General features: G+C 70.1%; 22 protein-coding genes and 1 pseudogene. 11 read left to right on the forward strand and 12 right to left on the reverse strand.

Translation table 11 applies throughout. The features are described from left to right. The first annotated feature begins 197 nt into the window (after nt 1–197). Nucleotides 198–680, forward strand: a complete 483-nt coding sequence (locus FB465_RS08465; protein ID WP_145789100.1) for an SRPBCC family protein — start codon at nt 198–200, stop codon at nt 678–680. Between the two features lie 115 nt (nt 681–795). Here the strand turns inward: FB465_RS08465 and FB465_RS08470 are convergent, their stop codons facing one another. Continuing rightward, on the reverse strand, nt 796–2,016 hold the full coding sequence (locus tag FB465_RS08470) for a cytochrome P450 (RefSeq protein WP_145789102.1): 1,221 nt from the start codon (nt 2,014–2,016) through the stop codon (nt 796–798). A gap of 142 nt (nt 2,017–2,158) precedes the next feature. On the opposite strand from FB465_RS08470, the gene FB465_RS08475 reads away from it, so the two are divergent. Then, a complete protein-coding gene (locus tag FB465_RS08475; protein ID WP_145789104.1) occupies nt 2,159–2,518 on the forward strand; it encodes an arsenate reductase family protein in 360 nt (119 codons plus the stop codon). A 20-nt stretch (nt 2,519–2,538) separates the two neighbouring features. Here the strand turns inward: FB465_RS08475 and FB465_RS08480 are convergent, their stop codons facing one another. After that, the gene (locus FB465_RS08480; protein WP_145789106.1) at nt 2,539–3,009 is read right to left on the reverse strand and encodes a pyridoxamine 5'-phosphate oxidase family protein; all 471 of its coding nucleotides are present in this window, start codon (nt 3,007–3,009) and stop codon (nt 2,539–2,541) included. Between the two features lie 68 nt (nt 3,010–3,077). Between FB465_RS08480 and FB465_RS08485 the strand changes: the two genes are divergently transcribed. Further along, nucleotides 3,078–3,629: a DUF1697 domain-containing protein gene (locus tag FB465_RS08485; RefSeq protein WP_145789108.1), complete on the forward strand. Its 552-nt coding sequence runs from the start codon at nt 3,078–3,080 to the stop codon at nt 3,627–3,629. A gap of 93 nt (nt 3,630–3,722) precedes the next feature. Here the strand turns inward: FB465_RS08485 and FB465_RS08490 are convergent, their stop codons facing one another. Continuing rightward, the gene (locus tag FB465_RS08490) at nt 3,723–4,370 is read right to left on the reverse strand and encodes an SIMPL domain-containing protein (protein WP_170290792.1); all 648 of its coding nucleotides are present in this window, start codon (nt 4,368–4,370) and stop codon (nt 3,723–3,725) included. A gap of 214 nt (nt 4,371–4,584) precedes the next feature. On the opposite strand from FB465_RS08490, the gene FB465_RS08495 reads away from it, so the two are divergent. Beyond that, on the forward strand, nt 4,585–5,160 hold the full coding sequence (locus tag FB465_RS08495; protein WP_145789112.1) for a DUF6891 domain-containing protein: 576 nt from the start codon (nt 4,585–4,587) through the stop codon (nt 5,158–5,160). Nucleotides 5,161–5,243: 83 nt separating this feature from the next. Here the strand turns inward: FB465_RS08495 and FB465_RS08500 are convergent, their stop codons facing one another. Continuing rightward, nucleotides 5,244–5,882: a TetR/AcrR family transcriptional regulator C-terminal domain-containing protein gene (locus tag FB465_RS08500; RefSeq protein WP_145789114.1), complete on the reverse strand. Its 639-nt coding sequence runs from the start codon at nt 5,880–5,882 to the stop codon at nt 5,244–5,246. Between FB465_RS08500 and FB465_RS08505 the strand changes: the two genes are divergently transcribed. Continuing rightward, nucleotides 5,876–7,447 (forward strand): FAD-dependent oxidoreductase, encoded by a 1,572-nt coding sequence (locus FB465_RS08505; RefSeq protein WP_281292331.1) that lies wholly within the window; start codon nt 5,876–5,878, stop codon nt 7,445–7,447. The genes FB465_RS08500 and FB465_RS08505 overlap by 7 nt on opposite strands. A 43-nt stretch (nt 7,448–7,490) precedes the next feature. Here the strand turns inward: FB465_RS08505 and FB465_RS08510 are convergent, their stop codons facing one another. Then, nucleotides 7,491–8,219 (reverse strand): hemerythrin domain-containing protein, encoded by a 729-nt coding sequence (locus FB465_RS08510; protein ID WP_170290528.1) that lies wholly within the window; start codon nt 8,217–8,219, stop codon nt 7,491–7,493. A 200-nt stretch (nt 8,220–8,419) separates the two neighbouring features. On the opposite strand from FB465_RS08510, the gene FB465_RS08515 reads away from it, so the two are divergent. Next, the gene (locus FB465_RS08515; RefSeq protein WP_145789119.1) at nt 8,420–8,788 is read left to right on the forward strand and encodes an ArsR/SmtB family transcription factor; all 369 of its coding nucleotides are present in this window, start codon (nt 8,420–8,422) and stop codon (nt 8,786–8,788) included. 15 nt (nt 8,789–8,803) lie between these two features. After that, nucleotides 8,804–9,331: an SRPBCC family protein gene (locus FB465_RS08520; RefSeq protein WP_145789121.1), complete on the forward strand. Its 528-nt coding sequence runs from the start codon at nt 8,804–8,806 to the stop codon at nt 9,329–9,331. 42 nt (nt 9,332–9,373) lie between these two features. Here the strand turns inward: FB465_RS08520 and FB465_RS08525 are convergent, their stop codons facing one another. Continuing rightward, nucleotides 9,374–10,399, reverse strand: coding sequence for an alpha/beta hydrolase (locus FB465_RS08525; protein WP_145789122.1), 1,026 nt, complete (start codon nt 10,397–10,399; stop codon nt 9,374–9,376). A gap of 540 nt (nt 10,400–10,939) precedes the next feature. On the opposite strand from FB465_RS08525, the gene FB465_RS08530 reads away from it, so the two are divergent. Further along, on the forward strand, nt 10,940–11,692 hold the full coding sequence (locus FB465_RS08530; RefSeq protein WP_145789124.1) for an SDR family oxidoreductase: 753 nt from the start codon (nt 10,940–10,942) through the stop codon (nt 11,690–11,692). A gap of 56 nt (nt 11,693–11,748) precedes the next feature. Here the strand turns inward: FB465_RS08530 and FB465_RS08535 are convergent, their stop codons facing one another. Beyond that, complete coding sequence (locus FB465_RS08535; RefSeq protein ID WP_145789126.1) at nt 11,749–13,254, reverse strand: glycoside hydrolase family 64 protein; 1,506 nt, start codon at nt 13,252–13,254, stop codon at nt 11,749–11,751. 207 nt (nt 13,255–13,461) lie between these two features. On the opposite strand from FB465_RS08535, the gene FB465_RS08540 reads away from it, so the two are divergent. Beyond that, nucleotides 13,462–14,865: a glycoside hydrolase family 16 protein gene (locus tag FB465_RS08540; protein WP_145789128.1), complete on the forward strand. Its 1,404-nt coding sequence runs from the start codon at nt 13,462–13,464 to the stop codon at nt 14,863–14,865. 30 nt (nt 14,866–14,895) lie between these two features. Here FB465_RS08540 and FB465_RS08545 read toward each other — a convergent pair whose 3' ends face one another. Both FB465_RS08545 and FB465_RS08550 read right to left on the reverse strand, forming a co-directional pair. After that, the gene (locus tag FB465_RS08545; protein WP_145789130.1) at nt 14,896–15,117 is read right to left on the reverse strand and encodes a hypothetical protein; all 222 of its coding nucleotides are present in this window, start codon (nt 15,115–15,117) and stop codon (nt 14,896–14,898) included. A gap of 139 nt (nt 15,118–15,256) precedes the next feature. Continuing rightward, nucleotides 15,257–16,996, reverse strand: coding sequence for a carbohydrate-binding module family 20 domain-containing protein (locus FB465_RS08550; RefSeq protein WP_145789132.1), 1,740 nt, complete (start codon nt 16,994–16,996; stop codon nt 15,257–15,259). Nucleotides 16,997–17,309: 313 nt separating this feature from the next. On the opposite strand from FB465_RS08550, the gene FB465_RS08555 reads away from it, so the two are divergent. Then, nucleotides 17,310–17,858 (forward strand): SigE family RNA polymerase sigma factor, encoded by a 549-nt coding sequence (locus FB465_RS08555; protein ID WP_342791790.1) that lies wholly within the window; start codon nt 17,310–17,312, stop codon nt 17,856–17,858. A gap of 40 nt (nt 17,859–17,898) precedes the next feature. Then, the gene (locus FB465_RS08560) at nt 17,899–18,687 is read left to right on the forward strand and encodes a hypothetical protein (RefSeq protein ID WP_145789134.1); all 789 of its coding nucleotides are present in this window, start codon (nt 17,899–17,901) and stop codon (nt 18,685–18,687) included. A gap of 2 nt (nt 18,688–18,689) precedes the next feature. Here FB465_RS08560 and FB465_RS08565 read toward each other — a convergent pair. The 3 genes and pseudogenes from FB465_RS08565 to FB465_RS08575 all read right to left on the reverse strand — a co-directional run bounded on the left by FB465_RS08565 (nt 18,690) and on the right by FB465_RS08575 (nt 22,896). Then, nucleotides 18,690–19,027, reverse strand: a pseudogene (locus FB465_RS08565) (P-II family nitrogen regulator). Continuing rightward, entirely contained in the window at nt 19,024–20,343 is a 1,320-nt protein-coding gene (locus FB465_RS08570) for an ammonium transporter (protein ID WP_145789135.1), read from the reverse strand. The pseudogene FB465_RS08565 and the gene FB465_RS08570 overlap by 4 nt, the downstream one beginning before the upstream one ends. A gap of 210 nt (nt 20,344–20,553) precedes the next feature. Next, nucleotides 20,554–22,896 carry a M4 family metallopeptidase gene (locus FB465_RS08575; protein ID WP_246192579.1) on the reverse strand — a complete coding sequence of 781 codons (2,343 nt, stop codon included), beginning with the start codon at nt 22,894–22,896 and terminating at the stop codon, nt 20,554–20,556. Between the last annotated feature and the right edge of the window lie 275 nt (nt 22,897–23,171).

Raw genomic sequence — 23,171 nt, forward strand, 5'->3', positions numbered from 1 at the left:
GAAACGCTACGTTGCGTTCAAGAATCCTTCAACGGCTTCGTTGCGCGAAATTGCCATCACCGCAGGTGAGAGGCGGGAAATTGTTGCAATGGTTGATGAAGTAACGCAACGTCAGCCACCAGACTCGTTGCAATGGAATGGGAGTGAACGCTCTGCTGGAGGCACCAAGGAGTCCAGGTAGCCACCAGGCTTGGCGCATGCCCTTCCAGGATTCCCTGTCCGAGGCGTCCGGCCTTCACCACTACCGTTTCCGCAGTGCCTGGCATCTGTCCGCGCCTGCAGAACGCGTGTACGAGGCACTGGCGGACCTGCGCTCGTACCCCACGTGGTGGCCCCAGATCCGTGAGGTACAGCTGAGCGACGACCACACCGCAGTGATGACGATCCGCTCGCTACTGCCCTACGAACTGACCGTCGTGGCCCACGAAACCCGAAATGACCCAGTCGATGGAGCCCTGGAAGCCCGCCTCGAGGGCGATCTTGCGGGTATCACCCGCTGGACCGTCACCAGTCACGGCGACGGCACGGTGACAGCCCAATTCGTCGAGCACGTCGAAACCCGTACGCCCCTGCTCCGCCGACTCGCCATCCCCGCCAAGCCCGCGTTCCGTCTCAACCATGCCCTGGCGATGCGCCACGGCTGCAAGGGGCTGCGCCACCACCTCGCCCTTTACCGGTGAGCGGGGGCACCGGGGTCGGTACGTCGCAGGGGATCACCTACGGTCACCAGCCGGCTGGACCCCACCGAGAACCGACGACAGTTGAATCCGAGCCAGATCAAGCCCCGTCACGGGTTCACGGCTGCACGACCACCGGCAGGGTCTGGTACCCGCGCAGCACGAGCCTGTCCCGCCGGACGGGCTCGCCGCCCGGGGCCAGCGCGGGGAAGCGGGCCAGCAGGGCGGGCATCGCGACATTGGACTCCAGCCGGGCGAGCTGTGCGCCCAGGCAGTAGTGCGGGCCGCCGCCGAAGCTCAGCGGCTGGCTGTCCCGGCGGGAGGGGTCGAAGCGTTCGGGGTGCTCGTAGCGGACCGGGTCGCGGTTGGCCGCGCCGATCAGCAGGAAGGCGCCGGTGCCGTAGGGGGCCTCGACCTCGCCGATGCGCAGTCCGTCGGTGAGCGAGATGCGGGAGGTGAGCTGGACGGGTGAGTCGAAGCGCAGCACCTCCTCGGTGAAGCCGGCCGGGGTGAGGGTGCCGCCGCGCAGGCCGGCCAGCGCCTCGGGGTGGTCGAAGAGCAGGGCGAGGCCGTTGCCGAGCAGGTTGGTGGTGGTCTCGAAGCCGGCCACCAGCAGCAGTACGAGGTTGGCCAGCAGTTCCGGCTCGGAGAGGCGGGCCTCGTCCGTGGCGGCGACCTGGACGAGGGCGCTGACCAGGTCGTCCTGGGGGTGGGCACGGCGCTGGGCGGCGAGCTCGGCGAAGTAGCTGCTGAGCTCGTCGGCGGCTTCGTCCGCGGCGACCAGCTCGGAGTCGTCGGCGATGATCTCCAGCGCGGCGGTCAGGTCGGAGGCGAGCGAGCGGAAGCGGTAGCGGTCGGCCTCGGGCACGCCGAGCAGCTCGCAGATCACGCCGACGGGCAGCCGGAAGGCGAAGGAGTCCATGAAGTCGACCGGCGAGCCGTCCGCGCCCTGCTCGGCCATCTCGTCGAGCAGGCGGTGCACGGCGGCGACGACGGCCGGCTCCAGCGCGGCGACCCGGCGGGCCGTGAAGACGGAGGCGATCAGCGAGCGCATCCGGGCGTGGTGCGGGGCGTTGCTCTCCAGGATCGAGCGACTGAGCATCAACTTCGAGGAGTGGTCGGCGAACCCGGGCTCCCAGCGCTCGCGCAGGTCGGAGTCGGCGACCACGAAGGCGGCGTTGCGGAGCGCCTGGTTCACCTCCCGGTGGCCGACGGCCATGATCATGTCCTCCCCGCAGCGTGAGACGGGGCCGAGCCCGCGGGCGAGCTCGTAGAGCGGGTAGGGGTCGTTCCGCCCGTCCTCCGTCATCAGCTGCTCGACAATCGCCGCGCCGTCCATGACCACTCCCCTCGACTCGGTTACTGACCGGTCAACCTCCGGGGCCCACCCCCGAGTTCCCGTACGGGAAGACCTTCGGCCCTTCTGCGTACGCCCGCAGTTCGCGTACGCCGCCCGGGCAGGCCATGCGTACCCTGACCGCATGGAGATCTGGATCAACCCGCGCTGCGGGAAGTGCCGCAGCGCCCTCAGCGAGCTCGACGCCGTCGGGGCCGAGTACACCGTTCGCCGTTACCTGGAGGACCCGCCGACCGCCGACGAGATCGAGCAGGTGCTGAAGCGCCTCTCGCTGGAGCCCTGGGACATCGCCCGGGTGGACGAGCAGGTCGCCAAGGACCTCGGGCTCAAGAAGTGGACGCGGCAGCCCGCCGACCGGGCACGCTGGATCGCCGCGCTGGCCGAGCACCCGATCCTGATCCAGCGCCCGATCATCACGGCGGACGACGGGCACGCGGTCGTGGCGCGGACACCGGAGGCGCTGCGCTCCGTCCTGCCGGGCTGAAGCAGCCCGCTGCGCCGCCGTCAGCTGCGGGTGACGGACCTCTCGGGTTCGCCCGGACGCCAGGAGCGGATCAGCAGGTGATCTCCCTCCACGGTGGTCAGCACCACCTCGGCGAGCTCCAGCCGGAAGGCGTGGAACGGGCCGGGCGGCGGCTGCGGGAGGTCCGACAGGTACGCGGAGAGCTCGACCTCGTCGGTGATCTCGGCGGCGGTGCCGGAGATCTTGGCATCGCCGCCCGCCATGGTCTCGTCGCCCGGATTGCTGTGCAGCGCGAAGCGCCCGTCCCGCCGCAGATCGAGGGCCTTGACCGCGCCGTACATCGACCCGATGGTCAGATCGGCGCCGACGAACTGCACCTCCGTGCCGCTCACCCTGGGCGCGCCGCTCTTGCGCAGGGTGGCCAGCACATGGTGCCGGTTGGCCTCGAAACGGGCCCGCACTGCGGGGGCCAGGTCGGGGGCCTCGTGCTCGAAGTCCTGCCAGGTAGCCATGGCGCCAGTGTCGCAGCGGGCACCGACAATCCTGGGCGGCCCGGCGGTCGGTACGCCAGACTGGCCCGATGGCAGAGACCACCTACATCGCCTTCCTGCGTGCGATCAACGTCGGCGGGCGCACCGTGAAGATGGAGCAGTTGCGAGCGCTCTTCGCCGAGCTGGGGCTGGGGAACGTCCGCTCGTACATCCAGAGCGGCAACGTCTTCTTCACCGCCGACCCGACCGACCGAGCCGCTCTGACCCGTCGGATCGAGAAGCACCTGGAGGCGGCCCTCGGCTACCCGGTGCCCGTCATGCTGCGCACGGTGGAGGAGGTCGAGGAGATCGTCGAGGCCGACCCGTTCGCGGACGTCGAGGTGACGCCCGAGGTCCGCCTCTGCCTGGTCTTCCTCTCCGAGCCGCTGCCGGACGACTACCAGTTCCCGGTCCACTCCCCCAAGGGCGACTGGGACATCCTCGGGGCGACCCCGGGCGCCGCCTTCGTGGTGATGCACCTCCAGAACGGCCGGCTCGGATCCAACCCGGCCACCGCCTTCCCCAAGTCCTACGGCGGCCAGGGAACGTCCCGCTTCTTCCACACCACCGTGAAGATCCTCGCGGCGGCGAAGAAGGGCTGATGCCGAGGGAGGTGTCCACGGAGTCGGCTCCGGTACTCGCTGCGCGACAGGGGCCCGGTGCCCGGCCGGGCACCGGGCGCCTGTCGCGGGTTGTCAACCGCTGATGAGCGAGAACCCGAGGACCACGCCCGCCGTGACACTGATCTTGCCCGGGGCCAGGTCGCCCTCGCCGCCGGACCCACCGCCCCGGGCGTGCCCGCGGTAGGAGTTCTGCAGCTGATCGGAGTCCACGTCCTTGATGTGGATGACGGGGCCGAGCCGGACACCGGCGGCCTCTGCGTAGAGCGCCGCCTTCTCGCGTGCAGCGGCCACGGCCGCCGTACGTGCCTGGGCTCGCAATTCCTTCTTCGTACTCACATCGAACTCGACGCCGTCGACCTGGTTCGCGCCGGCCTCGACGACGTCCACCAGTACGGTCTCCAGGATGTCGAGCTCACGCAGCTCGATCACGAACGACGCGGTGCACTCATAGCCGAGGAACTTGCGCTCACCGCCATAGCTCCACGAGGATTCCAGGTTCAGTCGTGAAGTCGACACGGCGGTGTCAGGGATCCCATGACCGCGCACGACCTCCCGGATCTGGTTGACGGCGCCTCGGGTGACCTCGAACGCCTCGCCCGGCTTCTGCCTCGTCTGCTTGATCGCCACACGAAGTCGGGCCACGTCCGGTGCGGCATCCACGCTTGCCGCGCCGAACACCGAGACACCCCATGGGGCGTCTATGTACTGAGTGCCATTCATGTCGCTCATCCAATCAGGTTGATCACCGGCGAGGTGCGGAACGAGCCGGCACCGAACCGCGTTGCACCCTATGTGAACGCCGCTTCAGGGATGGCGGCGGTTCAGGGATTTATCGATGCAAGTCACGCCTGTACGTCAACGGCGCGAAGGGCGAGGGCTTCCGGGGTACGTACCGGTGGCACGGCGTGTCGGCGGTGGGTGGGATGATCAGCCCATGACTGAGAGCGTGCTCGACCTCGACCCCGATCTGCTGCGCGATGCCGAGGAGCGGGCACGGGAGTTGATCCGCTGTGGGTTCCTGGAGCGGGACGAGCTGGCCGAGGCGCTGGTGGACTCGTTCGACGACGAGGGGCTGGACTTCGGACACGCCGACGAGATAGTCACTCCGCTGTGGGAGGCACGGCTCGCGGAGCAGGAGAGCTGGCCCAAGGTCACCGATGTGGACCGGTTGGCCGACGCCTTCGACGCCCTGGAGGCGCAGGGCATCGTCGCGGAGATGGACTTCACCTGCTGCAGCCGCTGCGGTTTCGCCGAGATCGGCGCCGAGGCGGACGAGGACTCGCGCGGCTTCGTCTTCTTTCACGAGCAGGACACCGAGCGGGCGGCGGCCGGCCATGGTCTGATGCTCCGTTACGGCGCCTTCCAGGGCTCCGGCGAGGAGACCGAGGAGATCGCCCAGGAGGTGCTGGCGGCGCTGGCCGAGGCCGGGCTGCGTACCGAGTGGAACGGCTCGACGGACGAGGCGATCGCGGTCACCCCGCTGAACTGGCAGAACCGCCTCCCCGAGTGAACCGGTAGCCCCTCCCGGCCGGTTCCTCGTCACGGTCCAGCTCACGAGCGGATGAGCTGACCCCTGACGGGGAACGCCGGCCATCAGCCACGCGTCGCCTCGATGCCCGCCACCACGATGGCCAGGCCGCGTTCGAAGCGCCGCTCGTAGTCGGAGAAGAGCCCGGCCCCCGCATCGGCCGCCAGCGGGTGGTCCGGGCCGATGCGTTCGGCCCGCTCGGCCGTGTCGTACCCGTCGGCGTGCTCGCCCGGGAGCGGGTGGACGGCCTGCTCCTCGATCACGAAGCCGATGGTGAAGGCGTACGCGGTGAAGTAGGCCTGGACGGCGTCCGCCGGTGTGAAGCCGGCCCGGACGAAGGAGCGCAGCTGGGCGTCGAGACGCTCGGCGTGGACGGTCTCGGTGAGGCGCGTGCCGCTGAAGACCTTGGCGCCGTCGCGATAGCTGAGCAGGGTGCGGCGCAGGACCCGGCAGGTGGTGGTGGCCCACTCCTGCCAGGGCGCGTCGGCGGCGGGCGGCTCGTCGGCGGCCAGCATACGGCGGAGCATCTCGGTGGCCAGCTCGTCGAGCAGGGCCTGCTTGTTGGCGAAGTGCCAGTACAGGGCGGGCGCCTTGCAGTCGAGCTCGGCGGCGATGCGACGCAGCGTCAGCCCGTCGAGGCCGGTCTCGTTGAGCAGCCGCAGGGCGGTGTCGACCACCTGTGTGCGGTCCAGTTTCTGTGCCACGTCGGAGATTCTCCTGCGTTCGGTCCGACCCCCTTGACAATTTAACACCGTTAAGGCGATTCTCGGAAGGCAGCCACTTAACAGCGTTAAGGAGAGCCTCCATGCACACGGACGTCCTGATCGTCGGCGCCGGCCCGACCGGCCTCACCCTCGCCTGCGACCTCGCCCGGCGCGGCGTACGCACCCTGCTGGTCGAGAAGGCCGACCGCCTCTTCCCCGGATCGCGCGGCAAGGGGCTGCAGCCCCGCACCCAGGAGGTCTTCGACGACCTCGGGGTGATCGACGCGATCCAGGCCTCGGGTGCCCGCTACCCGCTGATGATGACCTGGGAGGACGGCGAGCGGCGCGGCGAGTGGGACCTGATCGAGCGGCGGCCGGTCACGCCCGGCGTGCCGTGCCCGGACGTCTGGATGATCCCGCAGTGGCGGACCCAGCAGATCCTGCTCGCCCGGCTGCAGGAGCTGGGCGGCAGCATCGAGTTCGGGACGGCGCTGACCGGCCTGAGCCAGAACGCCGAACGCGTCGAGGCCGTCCTGGAGCACCCGGACGGCACCACGCGCGCCGTCACCGCCGACTACCTGGTCGCCGCCGACGGCGGGCGCAGCGCGGTACGGCGGGCGGTCGGGATCCCGATGGCCGGCGAGAGCGTCGACCCGCGCCCGGCACTGGTGGCCGACGTCCGGCTCGACGGGCTGGACCGCGACAACTGGCACATCTGGCCGAAGGCCCCGGGCGGCGCGCTGCTGCTCTGCCCGCTGCCGGGCACCGACGACTTCCAGCTCTTCGCGCAGTTCGAGGAGGGCGAGCCGGACACCTCCCCCGACGGCGTCCGGACGGCCCTCGCGGCCCGCACCCATCTTCCGGCGAGCGCCGTGCGGGAGGTGCGCTGGGCCTCCGACTTCCGCCCACGCGCCGCGCTGGCCGAGCGCTTCCGGGCCGGGCGGGTCTTCCTGGCCGGCGATGCCGCGCACATCCACTCCCCGGCGGGCGGGCAGGGGCTGAACACCAGCGTGCAGGACGCCTACAACCTGGGATGGAAGCTCGGCCAGGTGCTCCGGCACGGTGCACCGCCACAGCTGCTGGACAGCTACGAACAGGAGCGCATGCCGATCGCCGCGGAGGTGCTCCAGATCAGCACCCACCTGCACCGGGCGGGCCGGACCACCTCGGCCGGCGGCGGCCGGGGCGCACAACGCGGCACCTCCACCGACCAGTTGGACGTGGGCTACCGCGGCGGCCCGCTCAGCACCGAGGTCCGCGGGAACGTACCGGAGGACGCCCTCCAGGCCGGTGACCGTGCGCCCGACGCCGAGTGCATCGCGGCCGACGGCACGTCGCAGAGGCTCTTCGACATGCTGCGCGGGCCGCACTTCACGCTGGTCGCGGCGGGCTGCGAGCCTCCGGCCGTCCCTGCGGGCCTACGGACCGCGCGGGTGGACGCGTACGGCGCGGGGCTGTTCCTGATCAGGCCGGACGGTTACGTCGGGCTGGCCACCGACGACCCGGCCGACCTGGTGGACCACCTCGCCGCGATGGGTATCCGGAGCGGTGCGCTCCGCGCGTAGACCGAGGACCAGGAAAGGCTCGGGATCGCCCGGGCCGGGAAGGTCAGACCTGCGTGCCCCACAGCTCGTCGGTGCAGCGCGCGTAGGTGTCGCGCCAGTGCGGCCACTGACGGGCCGTCGCGTCGTCGCAGTCCGCGAGCAGCCGGTCGACCTGCTGCTCGTCGACACCCTCCAGCAGCCAGACCAGGGCGTCGGAGGTACTGGGGCCCTCGGCGGCCCGGAGCAGGTCGAGCAGCTCGGGCAGGGTGCCGATCCGCGAGCCCGCCGGGAAGACCCCGGCCATCCGGGGCAGCAGCTGGCGCTCCTCGATCCGCAGGTGGGTCTCCAGCCGGGCGCCGAGCTCCTCGACGGCGTACGCGACCGGCCAGCTGCTCGCCGGGTCCCGGGTGGCGATCCGGACCAGGGTGGTGACCCTGGTGAAGGAGTGGTCGAGGTTGTGGTGGTCGGACTCCAGCCAGTTGAGCAGCAGCCGCAGCTCGGGTGCGAAGCGGCGCAGCAGCGGCCAGAGCCGGGTGTCCTGCTGCTCGTGGTGGCAGGTGAGCATCGCGGTGATGAAGTCCCAGTGCCGCTGCAGCGCCTCGCCGGCCGCGGTGTCCCCCGGCTGGAGCAGGCGCAGCGCGTTGGGCAGCCGGGTCAGGTCGCGGCGGAGGGCGGCGTGCACCAGCCGCAGGCCAGCGAACGGGATCGGCTCGACGGCAGGCCGTACGTCCCGCTCCACGCCCGCCTGGGCCGGAACCTTCGGGGACTCGACGGGCAGCAGGTGGCTGGGCATCGCACTCTCTTCACGAATCGCTGAGACTGGGCCGGCTTCCGGCGCCGCAGTGGCAGCGCTCCGGCCCGGGTCTCCAGGGTGGTGACAGCCCATCAGAGTCGAATCAATGTCTGATTGACGCGCAGGTCAGCGGCCTGCGGCGGCTGCGGGCGCGGTGTATGCCTTGACCGGCATATAACCATGACGGCATACTCGGAAGGGTGACGTCCGTATTCGAAGTACTCGCCGAGCCGCGCCGCCGCCGGATACTCGACCTCGTTCGCGGGGGTGAGCGCTCCGTGGGCGAGCTCGCGGCCGAGCTGGCCGCCAGCCAGCCGTCCGTGTCCAAGCACCTGCGGGTACTGCGAGAGGCCGGGCTGGTAGAGGTCCGGGTCGCCGAACAGCGCCGGCTCTACCGGCTGCGGCCCGGGCCGCTGCTCGAACTCGAGGAGTGGCTGGCTCCGTACCGCGCGACCTGGAACGCCGGGCTGGACCGGCTCGAACGGCACCTCGACCGGATGGACGACTCGGATGCACGACCCTCGGATCCACGATCCTCGGAGGCAGGACCCTCGGAGGCAGGACCCTGACCACGGGAGGCCGACATGACCGGCATCGGCAGTCTGGAGCAGGCCGGCGACCGCTGGCACCTTCGCTTCATCCGCGAACTCTCCCACCCCCGGGAGAAGGTCTGGCGGGCGGTCACCGAACACGAGCACCTGGCGCGGTGGTTCCCGAGCATCATCACGGGCGAGTGGGCCGTCGGCGGCAAGCTGGTCTTCACCGACCCCGAGGGCCGCGGCCCCGCCTTCGAAGGCGAGGTGCTGGCCTACGCCCCGCCCGCCGTGCTGGAGTTCAGCTGGGGCCTTGACGTGATCCGGCTGGAGCTCACCGAGCGCGACGGCGGCTGCACGCTCGTCCTGCTCGACACCCTGGAGGAACTGGGCAAGGCCGCCCGCGACGGCGCCGGCTGGCACGAGTGCCTCGACCTGCTCGCCGTCGACCTCGACGGCCGCGGCGAGACCTGGAGCCCGGGCCAGAAGTGGGCCGAGCTCCACCCCGGCTATGTCGCCGCCTTCGGTCCCGAGGCCTCCACCATCGGCCCGCCGCCGGGCTGGGAGCCCAAGCCCTGACAGTGCCGTCGGCACAGGCCGGGCCCTGGCGGCGAGGGGCCGTCAGTCGGCCTCCGGCCCCGCCAGGCTCTTGGTGAGCCACTCGAGGGTGTACGGGATCATCTTCTTGAAGTCCGAGGTGAGGTGCTTGCCGCCGGGCTGCTCGTAGTAGTCGACGGTGAGCGGGGCCCCCGCCTTGGCGACCCAGTTCTTGACCAGCTTGGTCTCGTACGCGTTGGCGCCGCCCGAGGTGGCCAGCATCCGCACGTCGGCCTTGCTCTGGGCGACCAGGACGTCCGGGCTGTTGGCGAGGCGCTCGGTCTCGTGGCCCTTCCAGAGCGGGGAGTCCGGGTTGAAGTAGCCGTCGATCGGCACCGCGGCCTTGAACACCTCGGGGTGCTGCATCGCGAGCTTGGCGCTGCAGAAGGCACCGGTGGAGGCACCCATCACGCCCCAGCCGTCGCGTCCCTTCACCGTACGGAAGTTGGCCCGGACGAAGTCGGGGATGTCCTGGGACATCCAGGTGCCGATCCTGGGCTGGCCGGGGATGTCGCTGCACTCCAGGGCCCTGGACTCGTTGGAGTCCAGGTTCTGCACCGGCATGATCATGATGAACGGGTGCGCCTTGCCCTGCTTGGACAGCTGCGCGTCGGCCTCCTGGATGGGCAGCTGGTTGTCCGTCCAGGTGTTGTAGCCCGCGCTCTGGCCGCCCGCGTAGAGGGTGAGCACGGGGAAGCCGTGCTTCGCGTACTTCGGGTCGTTGTACTCGGGCGGCAGCCAGACCCAGACCTTGCCGGTGACACCGGACTTCGCGCCGGTCACGGTGGTCATCATGATCGGCCCGGCCGCCGTGTCACGGACCTTGCGGAGGTCGGCGGCCGGACCGGTGGGCATCAGCACCTTGGAGGGCTTGGGTGGCGCGCTGCTGCTCTGCGCGGCCGACGCGCTCGCACCGCCGGAGGCCCCGGCGGCCTTCGCATCGGTGCTCGGCCTGCCGCCCTCACTGCCGCAGGCCGCGAGGGCGGCGGACAGGAGGAGCACGGTGGCACCGGCGAGGACGGCACGGGTGCGGGTGGGCTGCGACTGCACGGTTAGTCTCTCCGACCGATCTCACGCCCGGAGGAACGGATCCGGGCGGTGGCCCCCGGGTGGGGCCGAGCGGGGGTGTGGGCGTCCGACGAGCTCGGGCACCTGACTGCCACGGGCTCCCTGTCGCCGACCCCAGGACGGCGTGACCGCTCCCTGCGGAGCAGCACGCCGTCCCGTGATCCTATGACGTGGCCCGGACGGCCGACGGTTGCGGTAGGCCGTTCGAAGTGTCCGTACACCCGCCGTTCGGCGGGGGTGCGCACCCGCCGAACGGCGGGTCAGAGTGCGTCAGGGGGCCGGGCCTACGATCACTTCGCCCAGGGCGGGCTCCAACGCGCACAACCCTGCCTCCCTTCGGTCACTCCACGTTACTTAATTGCAGAAACCAAGTGCCACGCGAAGTACTGACACGCCCCCGCGTCGGGACGTCCCACCAGCCGGAACCGCTCCTTCCCGATCCACCCTTGGACGCTCCCACCAGTGACGCCGGGCGAGCCGTCGGCGATCATCGAGGGGTCATCGCACCCCGAGGAGCAAGCCATGTCGCAGCAGGTCGCAGTCGTCACCGGAGCCGGTACGGGCGTGGGGCGCGCCGTGGCACTGGAGCTTGCGGCCGCCGGCTGGCAGCTGGTCCTCGCCGGACGCCGGGCCGAGCCGCTGCAGGAGACGGCATCCCTGGCGGGCGGCGCAGCGGGCGGCGCAGCCGTCGTGCCGACCGACGTCACCGACCCGGCCGCCGTCGACGCCCTCTTCACCGAGGCGGCCGAGCGCTTCGGCCGGGTCGACCTGCTCTTCAACAACGCCGGCACCTTCGGCGCCCCGACCCCGGTCGAGGACCTCGCCTACGACGACTGGCGCGCCGTGGTGGACCTCAACCTGACCGGCGCCTTCCTGTGTGCGCAGGCCGCATTCCGGCTGATGAAGCGTCAGGACCCGCAGGGCGGGCGGATCATCAACAACGGCTCGATCTCGGCCCACGTCCCGCGCCCGCAGAGCATCGCGTACACGGCGACCAAGCACGCCGTCACCGGGCTCACCAAGTCGCTCTCGCTGGACGGCCGGCCTTACCGCATCGCCTGCGGCCAGATCGACATCGGCAACGCGGCCACCGACATGACGGCGGCGATGAGCGTCGGCGTCCGGCAGGCCGACGGGCGGATCGCGCCCGAGCCGACCATGGACGTGGGCGACGTCGCCCGCACCGTGCGGCACATGGCGGAGCTGCCCCTGGAGGCCAACATCCAGTTCGCCACCGTGATGGCGACCACGATGCCGTACATCGGACGCGGCTGACCGGCGGTCGGCCCTGCCTGCGCCGGGCCGACCGCCGTACTGTCAGCTGCTGTCGACTACCAGCCGATGCCGATGGTCAGCCTGCTCGGCGGGTTGGCGTTCGGCAGGATCTTCACCGAGCTCTGGTCGTTCACGTCGTCGTAGGCGAAGCCGTACGCGCGGTGCCCGAGGCCCACGGAGTGGAAGAAGCCCGCGTAGTCGTTCTTCGCGCCGGCCGGGAAGTACGCGCTCGGGGTGTACCACTGCGCGGTGTCGAGTGCGACGCCCCGGTTGAAGGCGGCGCAGAACTCGGCGCCCAACTCCAGCTCCACGGTGGCCATTCCGGCCGAGGCCAGGGCGCCGGAGCAGGCCATCACGTCGGCGGTGGTGGTGGGCTTGGCCAGGTAGAACGGGCCCGCGCCGTCCTTGGTGAACCGGAGCCGCCCGTTCACCACCCGGCCGGTGAAGGTCTGGTTCAGCCGGGTCAGGGTGAACTGGTTGGCCGTGTACTGGTTCCAGGCCTGGTCGATGGCTGACTGGAGGTAACCGGCCTGGGCGCCTCCGGGGCGGAACAGTGCCGAGGTGCGCGGGGCGACGATCCGGTACGCGTCGACGAGCGGCCGGAAGGCCGCACCGACCGCCGAGTTGTACTGGGAGCGGACCTGGTCGCGGGTGAGCGTGATGCCGACGGTCTGGTCGTAGCCCGTCGCAGTCTGCTCCAGCCGGGCGGTGACCGGGAAGCCGAACATGTCCACCTGGGTGGTGTTGCCGCCGAACGGGACCACCCCGTACCAGTAGGTGAACTCGTACCAGTCGAAGTACACGTCGCGGTTGGGGTCGGCGGGGTTGAGCAGGTCGGGGCCGCCCCAGCCCGCGTCGTCGGGCGAGATCGGGATGTACATCGGCGAGCCGACCGAGAGGTACATCCGCGCGCCCTCCAGCCGCGCGGGGATGGTCACCGTCGAGGCCTGGGCCAGTGAGAAGGACATCGCGGCGTAGTTGCGACCGTTCTTGGTGAGGTGGCCGGGCGCGCTCTCGTCCAGGTGGCTGATGTGCTTCAGCGTCCCGTCGGGCTTGAGGTACGACCACTGCCCTGGCGTGGCCATGCCGAGGACCAGCACGTACACCTGACTGTTGGACCAGGTGCCGCGGGTGTTGTTCTGGAAGGTCACCGGGAAGCTGCCCGTACCGCCGCCACCACCGCCACCGCCCGGCGGCGGGGTGCCGCCACCCGTGCCGACGGTGTAGGCGAAGTGCGGGGTGTCGTGGAGCGGGCCGGACTTCTCGTACGTGAACCAGTAGTCGAGGGCGGCGCCGGAGGGGAGGCTGCCGACGGTCTTGGTCCAGGTGCCCGCGGCGCTGTCCATCCGGAAGTTCTGCTGGCCGGCGCCGTTGACCAGGTAGTGCACGTCGACCAGCGCGGCCGGGGTGGTGGGCTCGAACCAGAACTGGACCTGGCCGGTGCCCGCGGGGTTGACGCCCTGGGTGTAGTCCGCGGCGGCCTGCGCCGCCGGGGTCACGGCTCCCAACAGCGCACCGCAGAGGAGCAGCAGGGCGGACAGCATGCGGAAGAGCTTGGTCATGGCGACCTCTCGACGAGTGGGGATCTGAGAGCGCTCTCGGCCGGAGAGTGTCGCCAACTCGACGGACTGTCAATGCTTTGGGTCAATTCTTCAATGCACAACGCCCATTGGATGCCAGTTCACCTTCATCCGTTGACAGCTTCCGCGAGTTTCGATACCAAATTAGAGAGCGCTCTCACGCAACCCCACCCCCATCGAGAGGCAGCCATGCGGTTCAGACCACGCATACGCCATCTGTTCACCGCTCTCGGGCTCGTCGGCCTCCTGGCAGGCGGGCTGGCCGGGCAGTTGGACGCCCACGCCACCGTCCCGTCACCGACCGGCTGGACGCAGGTCTTCGGTGACGACTTCACCGGCCCGGCAGGATCCGGCATCAACACCGCCAACTGGCGCTACACCACCGGCACTTCCTACCCGGGCGGCCCGGCCGGCTTCGGCACCGGCGAGGTCGAGACGATGACGGCCGACACGACCAACGTCGCCCTGGACGGTGCCGGCAATCTGAGGATCACCCCGGTCCGCAACGGCGCCGGGCAGTGGACCTCGGGCCGGATCGAGACCAACCGCGCCGACTTCCAGCCCCCGGCCGGCGGCAAGCTGCGGGTCGAGGCCCGGCTTCAGATGCCGAACGTCACCGGGGCGGCCGCCAAGGGCTACTGGCCGGCCTTCTGGATGCTCGGCTCCCCCTACCGGGGCAACTACTGGAACTGGCCCGGTGTCGGCGAGATCGACATCATGGAGAACGTCCAGGGCATCAACAACGAGTGGGCCACCATGCACTGCGGCACCAGCCCCGGCGGCCCCTGCAACGAGAAGAGCGGCATCGGCGGGCAGCGCGTCTGCACCCCGGGCACCTGCCAGAGCGGATTCCACACGTACGGGGTGGAGTGGGACCGCAGCACCAGCCCGGAGCAGGTGCGCTTCTACCTCGACGGGGTGCAGTTCCACACCGTCACCGCCGCCCAGATGGACGCCGGGACGTGGGCCGCGGCGACGAACCACGGCTTCTTCATCATCCTGAACGTCGCCATGGGCGGCGAGTTCCCGGCAGCCTTCGGCGGCGGACCGGACGGCGGCACTGCCTCGGGTGTGCCGATGGTCGTCGACTACGTGGGCGTCTGGCAGGCGGGGCCCGGCAGTTCGCCCACGCCGACGCCTACTCCTACCCCCACGGGTAGCCCGACCGGCACCCCGCCCCCGGGCAGCCGGGACGCCTACAGCCAGATCCAGGCGGAGTCGTACAACGACCAGAGCGGCACGGCCGTCGAGACCTGCAGCGAGGGCGGCCAGGACATCGGCTCCCTGGCCAACGGCGACTGGGCGCTGTACCGGGGCGTCAACTTCGGCAGCACGCCCGCCACGCAGTTCGTGGCCCGGGCCGCCAGTGGAGCCGCGGGCGGGGTCAGCGGGTTGGTGGAGGTCCGGCTGGACAGCCGTGCCGGCGCGCCGATCGGCTCGTTCGCCATCGCCAACACCGGTGGCTGGCAGAGCTGGAGGACCGTCCCGGCGAACGTCACCGCCGTGACCGGGACGCACGACGTGTACCTCACCTTCACCAGCGGTCAGCCGGCCGACTACGTCAACCTCAACTGGTTCGACTTCGGGCACTGATCCCCGGCACTCCGGGGTGTCCGACGGCGGTCATTCGTCGTGCGAGTGACGGTAGTGCCAGACCGACCCCTCGTCCTCGAGCCGGTAGACGCTGGTCGTCGGCCAGTACTCGCCGGTCTCGGTGGCGGGGAGCTCGGCGCGCAGCACCATCCGCAGCGAGGGCGGCGGCGCGGCGGAGCGGACCCGCTTGAGGTGGCCGTCCCAACGGCCGCCGTAGAGCTGGAGATCGAGGATGGTGGGGGTTATGGTCACCCGGTCGATGCTGCCAGCGGGCCTGCCCGCGCAGTGGGGTGACGCAGCAGCCCCACTCGTTCGAGGGGTTTCGTCCGTGCAACCGTGACCGGCTGCCCCACCTCGCAGGTTGGAGGTGGGGCAGCCGGTTCTCGTACGGTCAGTTGCGCCAGGTGTCGCTGAGGGTGATCAGCCCGTTCGCCGGGACGGTGGCCGTGCGGTTCGAGCCGGACTCCCAGGTGACGGAGCCCCCGGCGTCCTTGCGGATGTACTTGTACTGGATGGCCGTGCCCGCGGGGAGCGTCACGTCCAGCTTCCAGACCGGGTAGCTCGCCGAGGAGAGCAGCAGGGCCTTGCCGGTGTCCCAGCCGCCGAGGGCCGCGTTGTCGCCGACCACGTAGATGTTCTGGCCGTAGACGGTGGTCGCGTTGACCGCGAACGAGGCGCCCGTGGTCGTCACGGTGCCGCTCCCCTGTGCGCCGACGTACAGCGCGACGGAGTCGCCCGCGCCGACGGTGGCGGTGAACCTGCCGTCCGATCCGACCGTGTACGCGGTGCCGGTGCAGCCGCCGCCGCTGATCGGGTCGCCGTGCTCGACGTCGCAGTAGCTGCCGGCCGGGAGCGAGGTCTGGAAGGTCTGGGTGATCGAACCGCTCTCGTGGTTGATCGCGACGTAGCCCTTGCTGCCGCGGCCGAAGGCGATCGCGTTGTTGCCGTTGGACCACCAGTTGGTCAGGCCGGTGCCCGAGACCGCATTGCGGAAGCCGACCATGTTGGCGACCGGCTGCCAGGCGTGGGTGCAGTTCCAGCCGTCGCTGTAGCAGGCGTTGACGGTGCCGCCGCTCGGCGGGCCGTCGTCGTTGGAGGAGAAGGCGTAGCCGGAGTACACGTTGGGCGAGCCGTACGGGTACGCGAGCATGAAGACGTTGGCGAGGGTGTACGAGTTGCCGTACTTGTAGTTCAGGGTCGAGCCGTTGCGCTCGGTGTCCCAGTTGTCGACGAAGGTGCGTGCCTGGCCGCTCGCCAGCAGGCCGGAGCCCCAGGTGGAGAGGTCGGAGATCTTGCCGCCGTTGAAGGCGCTCTTCAGCCAGGTGCCGGAGCGGAACTCGTCCACGTCACCGGTGCCGGTGTACTCGCTCGGCTGGATCGGCTCGCCGGCGCCGTAGATGACCTCCTGCACCCAGTACGCGCTGGGGTTGCTCATCTTCGACTTGATCGCGGACAGGTCGGAGGCGGCGATGTGCTTGGCCGCGTCGATCCGGAAGCCGTCCACGCCGAGGGTCAGCAGGTCGCTGAGGTAGTTGGCGATGGTCTGCTGGACGTACGTGCTGCCGGTGTCGAGGTCGGCGAGGTTGACCAGCTCGCAGTTCTGCACGTTGGAGCGGTCGCCGTAGTTGCTGATCGCGGTACGGCAGGAGTGGAAGTCCTGGTCCTGGTAGTACCCGGGGTAGTTGTACTTGGTGTAGTTGGTCCCGCCGGTGCCCGTGCCGGAGCCGGCCGACATGTGGTTGATCACCGAGTCGGCGATCACCTTGACGCCCGCGGTGTGGCAGGTGTTCACCATGTTCTGGAAGGAGGTGCGGTCACCGAGGCGGCCGGCGATCTTGTAGCTGACCGGCTGGTACGAGGTCCACCACTGGCTGCCCTGGATGTGCTCCTGCGGCGGGGAGACCTCGACGAAGCCGTAGCCCTTGGGTCCGAGCGTGTCGGTGCAGGCCTTGGCGACGGAGTCGAACTTCCACTCGAAGAGGGTGGCGGTGACATCCTTGGTGCTCGGCGGGGAGGCCTGAGCGGTGGGGGCGAGCGAGAGCCCGGTGCCGATCGAGAGCGCGAGTGCGGCGGACGCGCCGAGCGCGACTGTCGCGCGGGCGCGCCTGCGGGCGGGTGCAGTGGTGACCACAGTGTCTCCAGGGGGCTGGGGTGGCAGCCTGGTTCGCCCATGGACGCAGATGGCACGGGCGGACAGCGGCAGGGTGGGGCGGAGCCGGGAGCGGCGGGTGGGGGTGCCCCTCCCGGTCCGGGGACGCGCCGGTGATACACCGTCAGCGTTACGGCCGGGTAGCTTGCTGCAAGAACACTGAAACTTTCAGGAAACTTGCAACGCGCTGAATTTATGGGTGCCTCAAGATCACGTCAAGAGGCCCGTAGGCAACAGTTTGGATGTCGGCGAAGTCGGTGTGATACCTCCAGGACTCCCGAAGCGTCTAGTACGGGTGACGTCGACAGCAGTACGGATCGTGGGGGACAACCGGATGGACGAGGCACTCGCCTTCGAGGAGTTCGCGAGTACCAGGGCACGCCGGCTGTTCCAGGTCGCCTACCTGATGTGCGGCGACTGGCACCAGGCACAGGACCTGGTGCAGACCACGCTCGCGAAGATGTTCTCCGTCTGGGGCCGCCTGCGGCGCGGCCAGGACGAGCCCGGCCTGGACGCCTACGCCCGCAAGGTCCTGCTGCGTACCTACCTCTCCCAGAAACGGCTGCGCCGCTCGACCGAGATCGTCGCCGCCGAGCTGCCGGAGCCTGCGGCGGCGCCCGGCGACGGCAGCGACCTCCGGCTCACCCTGACCGCCGCGCTGCGGCAACTGCCGCCGCGCAACCGGGCGGTGGTGGTCCTGCGCTACCTGGAGGACAACAGCATCGAGGCCGTGGCCGAGACGCTGGGCATCTCCACCAGCGCCGTGAAGAGTCTCAACACCCGCTCTCTGGCCAAGTTGCGGGACATCCTGGGCGAGGACCGCGAGTTCCTCTTCCACTCCTGACCCGACCGCTCCCCCGAACCTGACACAGAGGAACCCGGCCATGGACCTTGAGCACGAACTGACCCGCCTGCTCGAAGACAGCGTCGACGGTATGGCCGTCCCCGTCCACACCATCGTGGCCGAAGCCACCGTCCGCGGACGGAGGTTCCGCATCCGCCGTCGCCTGCAGACGGCCGCCGCGGCTCTCTCGGTCGCCGCCCTGGTCGGCACGGGGGCGGTGATCGGCCTGCCGCACCGGCCGCCCGCGGCGCCGACCGCGCCCGCGGTCAGCGCGCCCATGCCCTCCGCCATGCCGACCACCTCCGCCACGCCGACCACCTCCGACCGGATCGCCAAGATCCTCTCGGACCTGCTCCCGCCGGGTACGAGTCTCCGCCAGTACAGCAAGGTCACCGTCTCGGCCCACACGATCACGTTCGATGTGGAGTACGACGACGGCCAGGGAGGACCGGTGGCCGTGTGGGTCACTCTGGAGTCACGCAGGCCCACCGGGGAGGCACCGGACTGCGAGAACGCACTCGAGGCTGGGGATATCGACCGGCTCAGCTGCAAGGACGCCGTGACCACGGACGGTACGGACGTGGTGGTGAAGCGGACCATGAGCGGCGCAGGCGTCATCGCCTTCGAGTGTTCCTTCCACCCCCGGGACGGAGTGGTGGTCGTCATCACGGCGAGCAACGGGACGATCGACAACCCCACCGAACCCGGGCAGCGGATGACCGCCACCCGCGCCGTGCCGCCGCTGACCCCGTCCGCCTGGAGCACCGTCGCCGAGAGCCCGCGCTGGCAGCTCCTGGCCCAGCAGGAGCACCTGACACCCGAGCCCTGACCTCACACGGCGTCGGGGCCGCGCTCCCCCGTCCGCACCCGGATGATGCCTTCTACCGGGACGGACCAGACCTTGCCGTCGCCGATCTTCCCGGTGCGGGCGGCGTCCACGATGGCGGCCATCACGGGCTCGGCGTCGTCGTCCTCGACCACGACCTCGATCCGCACCTTGGGCACCAGGTCGATCCGGTACTCGGCTCCCCGGTACACCTCGGTGTGACCGTGCTGGCGCCCGTACCCACTGGCCTCGGTGACGGTCAGTCCGTGCACCCGAGCTCCTGCAGCGCGGTCTTGACCTCGTCCAGCTTGAACGGCTTGACGACGGCGGTGATCAGCTTCATAGCGCGGGGGCCTTGTCGGACGAGTGCGCGAGCACGGTGGCGTGGGCCGCGGTGCCATGGCCCAGGACGCCGTGATCGTACGCGGTCTCGGCGTGCACGGCGAGGTCCAGGCCGGTCAGTTCGTCCTCGGCAGGGGCCCGGAAGCCCATCACCCGGTCGATCGCCTTCCCGATCCCGTACGTCACCACGAAGGCGTACACGGCGACCACCAGGACCGCGACGAGCTGCTTGCCGCTCTGCCCGAGACCGCCGCCGTGCAGCAGCCCGGCCACCCCACCCGTCATGGTCGCGGTCGCGAAGACCCCGATCAGCACCGTGCCGATGACCCCGGCCACGAAGTGCACGCCGACCACGTCCAGCGAGTCGTCGAAGCCGAAACGGAACTTCCAGCTGACGGCGTACGAACAGACCACCCCGGCGGCCAGGCCGACGACCAGCGCGCCGAGCAGGTCGACGCTGCCGCAGGAGGGGGTGATGGCGACCAGTCCGGCCACCGCTCCGGAGGCGGCGCCCAGCGTGGTGGCATGGCCGTCGCGGCGCTTCTCGACCAGCAGCCAGCCGAGCAGGCCGGTGCAGCCCGCCGCCTGGGTGTTGAGCAGGGCGGCCGCGGCCATGCCGTTGGCGCCGAGCGCGGATCCGGCGTTGAAACCGAACCAGCCGAACCAGAGCAGGCCCGCGCCGAGCAGCACCAGCGGCAGACTGTGCGGGCGCATGGCCTCCTTCCGGAAGCCGATGCGCGGGCCGAGCAGCAGGGCCAGCGCGAGGCCGCTGGCACCGCAGTTGACCTCGACCACGGTGCCGCCGGCGAAGTCCAGTGCACCGAGCTTCGAGAGGATCCAGCCGCCCGGCGCGAAGACCCAGTGCGCGACCGGCACGTACACCAGCAGCGTCCAGACGGCCGTGAAAGCCACCCAGGAACCGAACTTGGCACGGTCCGCGATGGCGCCGCTGATCAGCGCGGCGGTGATGATCGCGAAGGTCAGCTGGAAAGTGGCGAAGAGCAGGGTCGGCACGTGGCCGGTGAGGCTTGCCGGGGTGATCCCGGCCATCCCGAGGTGGTCGAGGCGGCCGATCAGGCCCCAGCCCCCGGCGTCCTCGCCGAAGGCCAGCGAGTAGCCGGCCAGCAGCCAGACCACGGTCACCACGGCGATCGAGACGAAGCTCATCATGATCATGTTGAGCACGCTCTTGGTGCGGACCATGCCGCCGTAGAACAGCGCGAGGCCCGGGGTCATCAGCAGGACCAGGGCCGTGCTGGCCAGCAGCCAGGCGGTGTCGCCGGTGTCGAGTCCGGCCGTCGAGTCAGCGAGGAGCATGCGGAGGTACCTTCCCGGTCCGGACGCGCCGTGGGTGGGGTTGCGCGCCGGTCGGGAGAGTTTTGCCCGCGCCCGTTACTGCTTGCGGACGACGGTGTTTCGCCCGTGTTTCATGTTTCGTCTCAGTTTCCGGACACTCACAGCCGAAGGCCGGGCGACCGAGCCGAAGGGCCCGGCGGCCGAAGCCGCCGGGCCCTCACCGACTCAGGGTCAGCTGGTCTGGATCGAGGTGTCGTCGATCACGAAGCTCGTCTGCAGCGAGGAGTCCTCGACGCCGTTGAACTTCAGGGTGACCGTCTGGCCCGCGTAGGACGAGAGGTCGATGGTCTTCTGGGCGTAGCCGGTGTTCTTGTTCAGGTTCGAGTACGAGGCCACCGTGGTGCCGTTGACCGTGACGGTCAGCTTGTCGTACGCGGTGCTGGTGGTGGTCTCGGCGGTGTCGATGTGCAGCCAGTAGCTCAGGGTGGCCTTGCAGCCCGCCGGGATGGTCACCGACTGCGAGGCGCTGTCGGTGTGGCTGGAGCCGTAGCCGTTCAGCCAGGCCTTCCACGAACCGCTGTGCGCGGCCTGGCTGCTGCTGTTGTCGACGACGCCGCTGGTGGCCGTCCACGGCGCCGCGGTGCCGGTCTCGAAGCCCGCGTTGCCGAGCAGCTGGGCCGGGGTGCAGGTGCCGCCGCCACCCGTGCTGACCGTCCAGGTGAAGCTGGTGGTGCCGGTCTTGCTGGCGGCGTCCGTCGCGGTCACGGTCACGTTGTACGTACCCGCGGCGGTCGCGGTACCGGTGATCAGGCCGCTGGAGCTGATCGACAGGCCGGTCGGCAGGCCGGTGGCCGAGAAGGTCAGCGGGGCGGTGCCGCCGCTGGCCTGGATCTGCAGGTTGGCCGTGCCGTTCAGCGCGGTGGTCTGGTTGCCCGGGTTGGTGACGGTCGGGCCACCGGGGTTCGGCAGCGAACCGACGTTGACGGCCGCCCAGGCGGTGGCGGTCGCGTTGTACTCGGCGCTGTTCGCGCCGTACAGGTCGGTGGCCGCGGCGAGCATGCCGGCGCGGGCGTTGGCGTAGTTGGTGGTGGACGTCCACTTGGTGGTGAGCGCCCGGTACCAGATCGCCGCGGCCTTGTCGCGGCCGATGCCGGTGACGGTGATGTTGTTCACCGTCGGGCTGTTGTAGCTGACGCCGTTGATGACCTTGGCGCCGCTGCCCTCGGCCAGCAGGTAGAAGAGGTGGTTGCCGACACCGGACGAGTAGTGCACGTCCAGGTTGCCCACGCCCGAGTACCAGGAGTCGGCCGAGCTGCCGTCCTTGGAGGGCTTGTCCATGTAACGGAGCGGCGTGCCGTTGCCGTTGATGTCGATCAGCTCGCCGATGAGGTAGTCCGGCACGTCGGAGGGCAGGTTGGCGGAGAACTCGACCATGGTGCCGAAGACGTCCGACGTGGACTCGTTCAGACCACCGGACTCATCCGAGTAGTTGAGGCCGGCGGTGTTGGAGGTGACACCGTGGGTCATCTCGTGTCCGGCCACGTCGAGCTCGGTCAGCGGGTGGGTGTTGCCGGAGCCGTCACCGTAGGTCATGCAGAAGCACTGGTCGTCCCAGAACGCGTTGACGTAGCCGCTGCTGTAGTGGACGCGGCTGAAGGCGCCGACACCGTCGTTGCGGATGCCGCTGCGGCCGAAGGCGTTCTTGTAGTAGTCCCAGGTGGCCTGCGCGCCGAAGTGGGCGTCGACCGCGGCCGACTCCTTGTTGCTGGCCAGGCCGTTGCCCCAGGCGTCCGTGGACTTGGTGAACAGGGTGCCGTTGCCGGACGTCCCGTTGTTCATGTTGGTGGTGTACATCCCACCGCGGGTGCCGTCCTTCAGCTGGTACGTCGAACCCGACAGCGTGGTGCCGATGTTGACGTTGCCGACGAAGACACCCTGGCCGGTGCCCTTCTGGATGCCCTCGACCTTGGCCAGCACCTCACCGGACTTGGCGTCGGTGACCACGTGCAGCCTGCTCGGGGTGCCGTCGGCCTCCTTGCCGGAGACGACCGTCTCCCAGGCCAGCTTCGGGGCACCCTTGGCGGCCCAGACGACCAGGCGCGGCGCGGTCTCCACCGTGGAGCCGGCCTCGGCGGCCAGCGCGGCGGCCTGGGCCTTCGGGGCGGCCAGCGCCGGGGTGGTGTTCACGCCGTTCAGCGAGGCCTCGCTGGCACGGTCCACGCTCTGGATCACGCCGGCCGCGGTCTGGTGCACGATCATGTCGCCGCCGAGGACCGGCAGGCCGCCGAAGGTGCGCTCGTAGCGCAGGTGGCGGGTGCCGTTGGCGTCGACGATCACATCCTTGGCGACCAGCTGCTCCTGGCTGCCCAGACCCAGGGACTGGGCTATCGAGGCGCTCTTCTGGCCTGCGTCGGTGAGCAGTTGGGCCTTGCTGCCGGCCACGGCCTGCTGCTCGGCGACAGCCGACGGGGCGGCGGGCGCGGCGTGCGCGATGACCGGGATGCCGGTCACCAGCAGGGCGGTGGTCGCGGCCATGGCGGCCATCGTCACCCGGGCGTGGGTGTAGCGGGACATGCGGACTCCTTTTCCGACCGGTCGCGGGGTTCACGAGCGGTGGAGAGAACCTGGCCGCGGGGTTGCGGCGCAGCGGGGGCCCCTGCCGCTGGTGCGCGACACGGGTGCGGTGCAATCAGGAGCGGTGCAGGAGGTGGAGCCGGTAGCGCTGAACCTGCGCTGGAGCAGCCGCACCGGGGGGTGGGGGACCCTCTCATCTGCAGCCGGGGGAATCGTGGCAGCAAACAAGCCGTGAATGACAGATGCATGCCACTGATTGGCCATTTTGTTACCAC

This window comes from Kitasatospora atroaurantiaca, assembly GCF_007828955.1.
Taxonomy (GTDB): Bacteria; Actinomycetota; Actinomycetes; order Streptomycetales; family Streptomycetaceae; genus Kitasatospora; species Kitasatospora atroaurantiaca.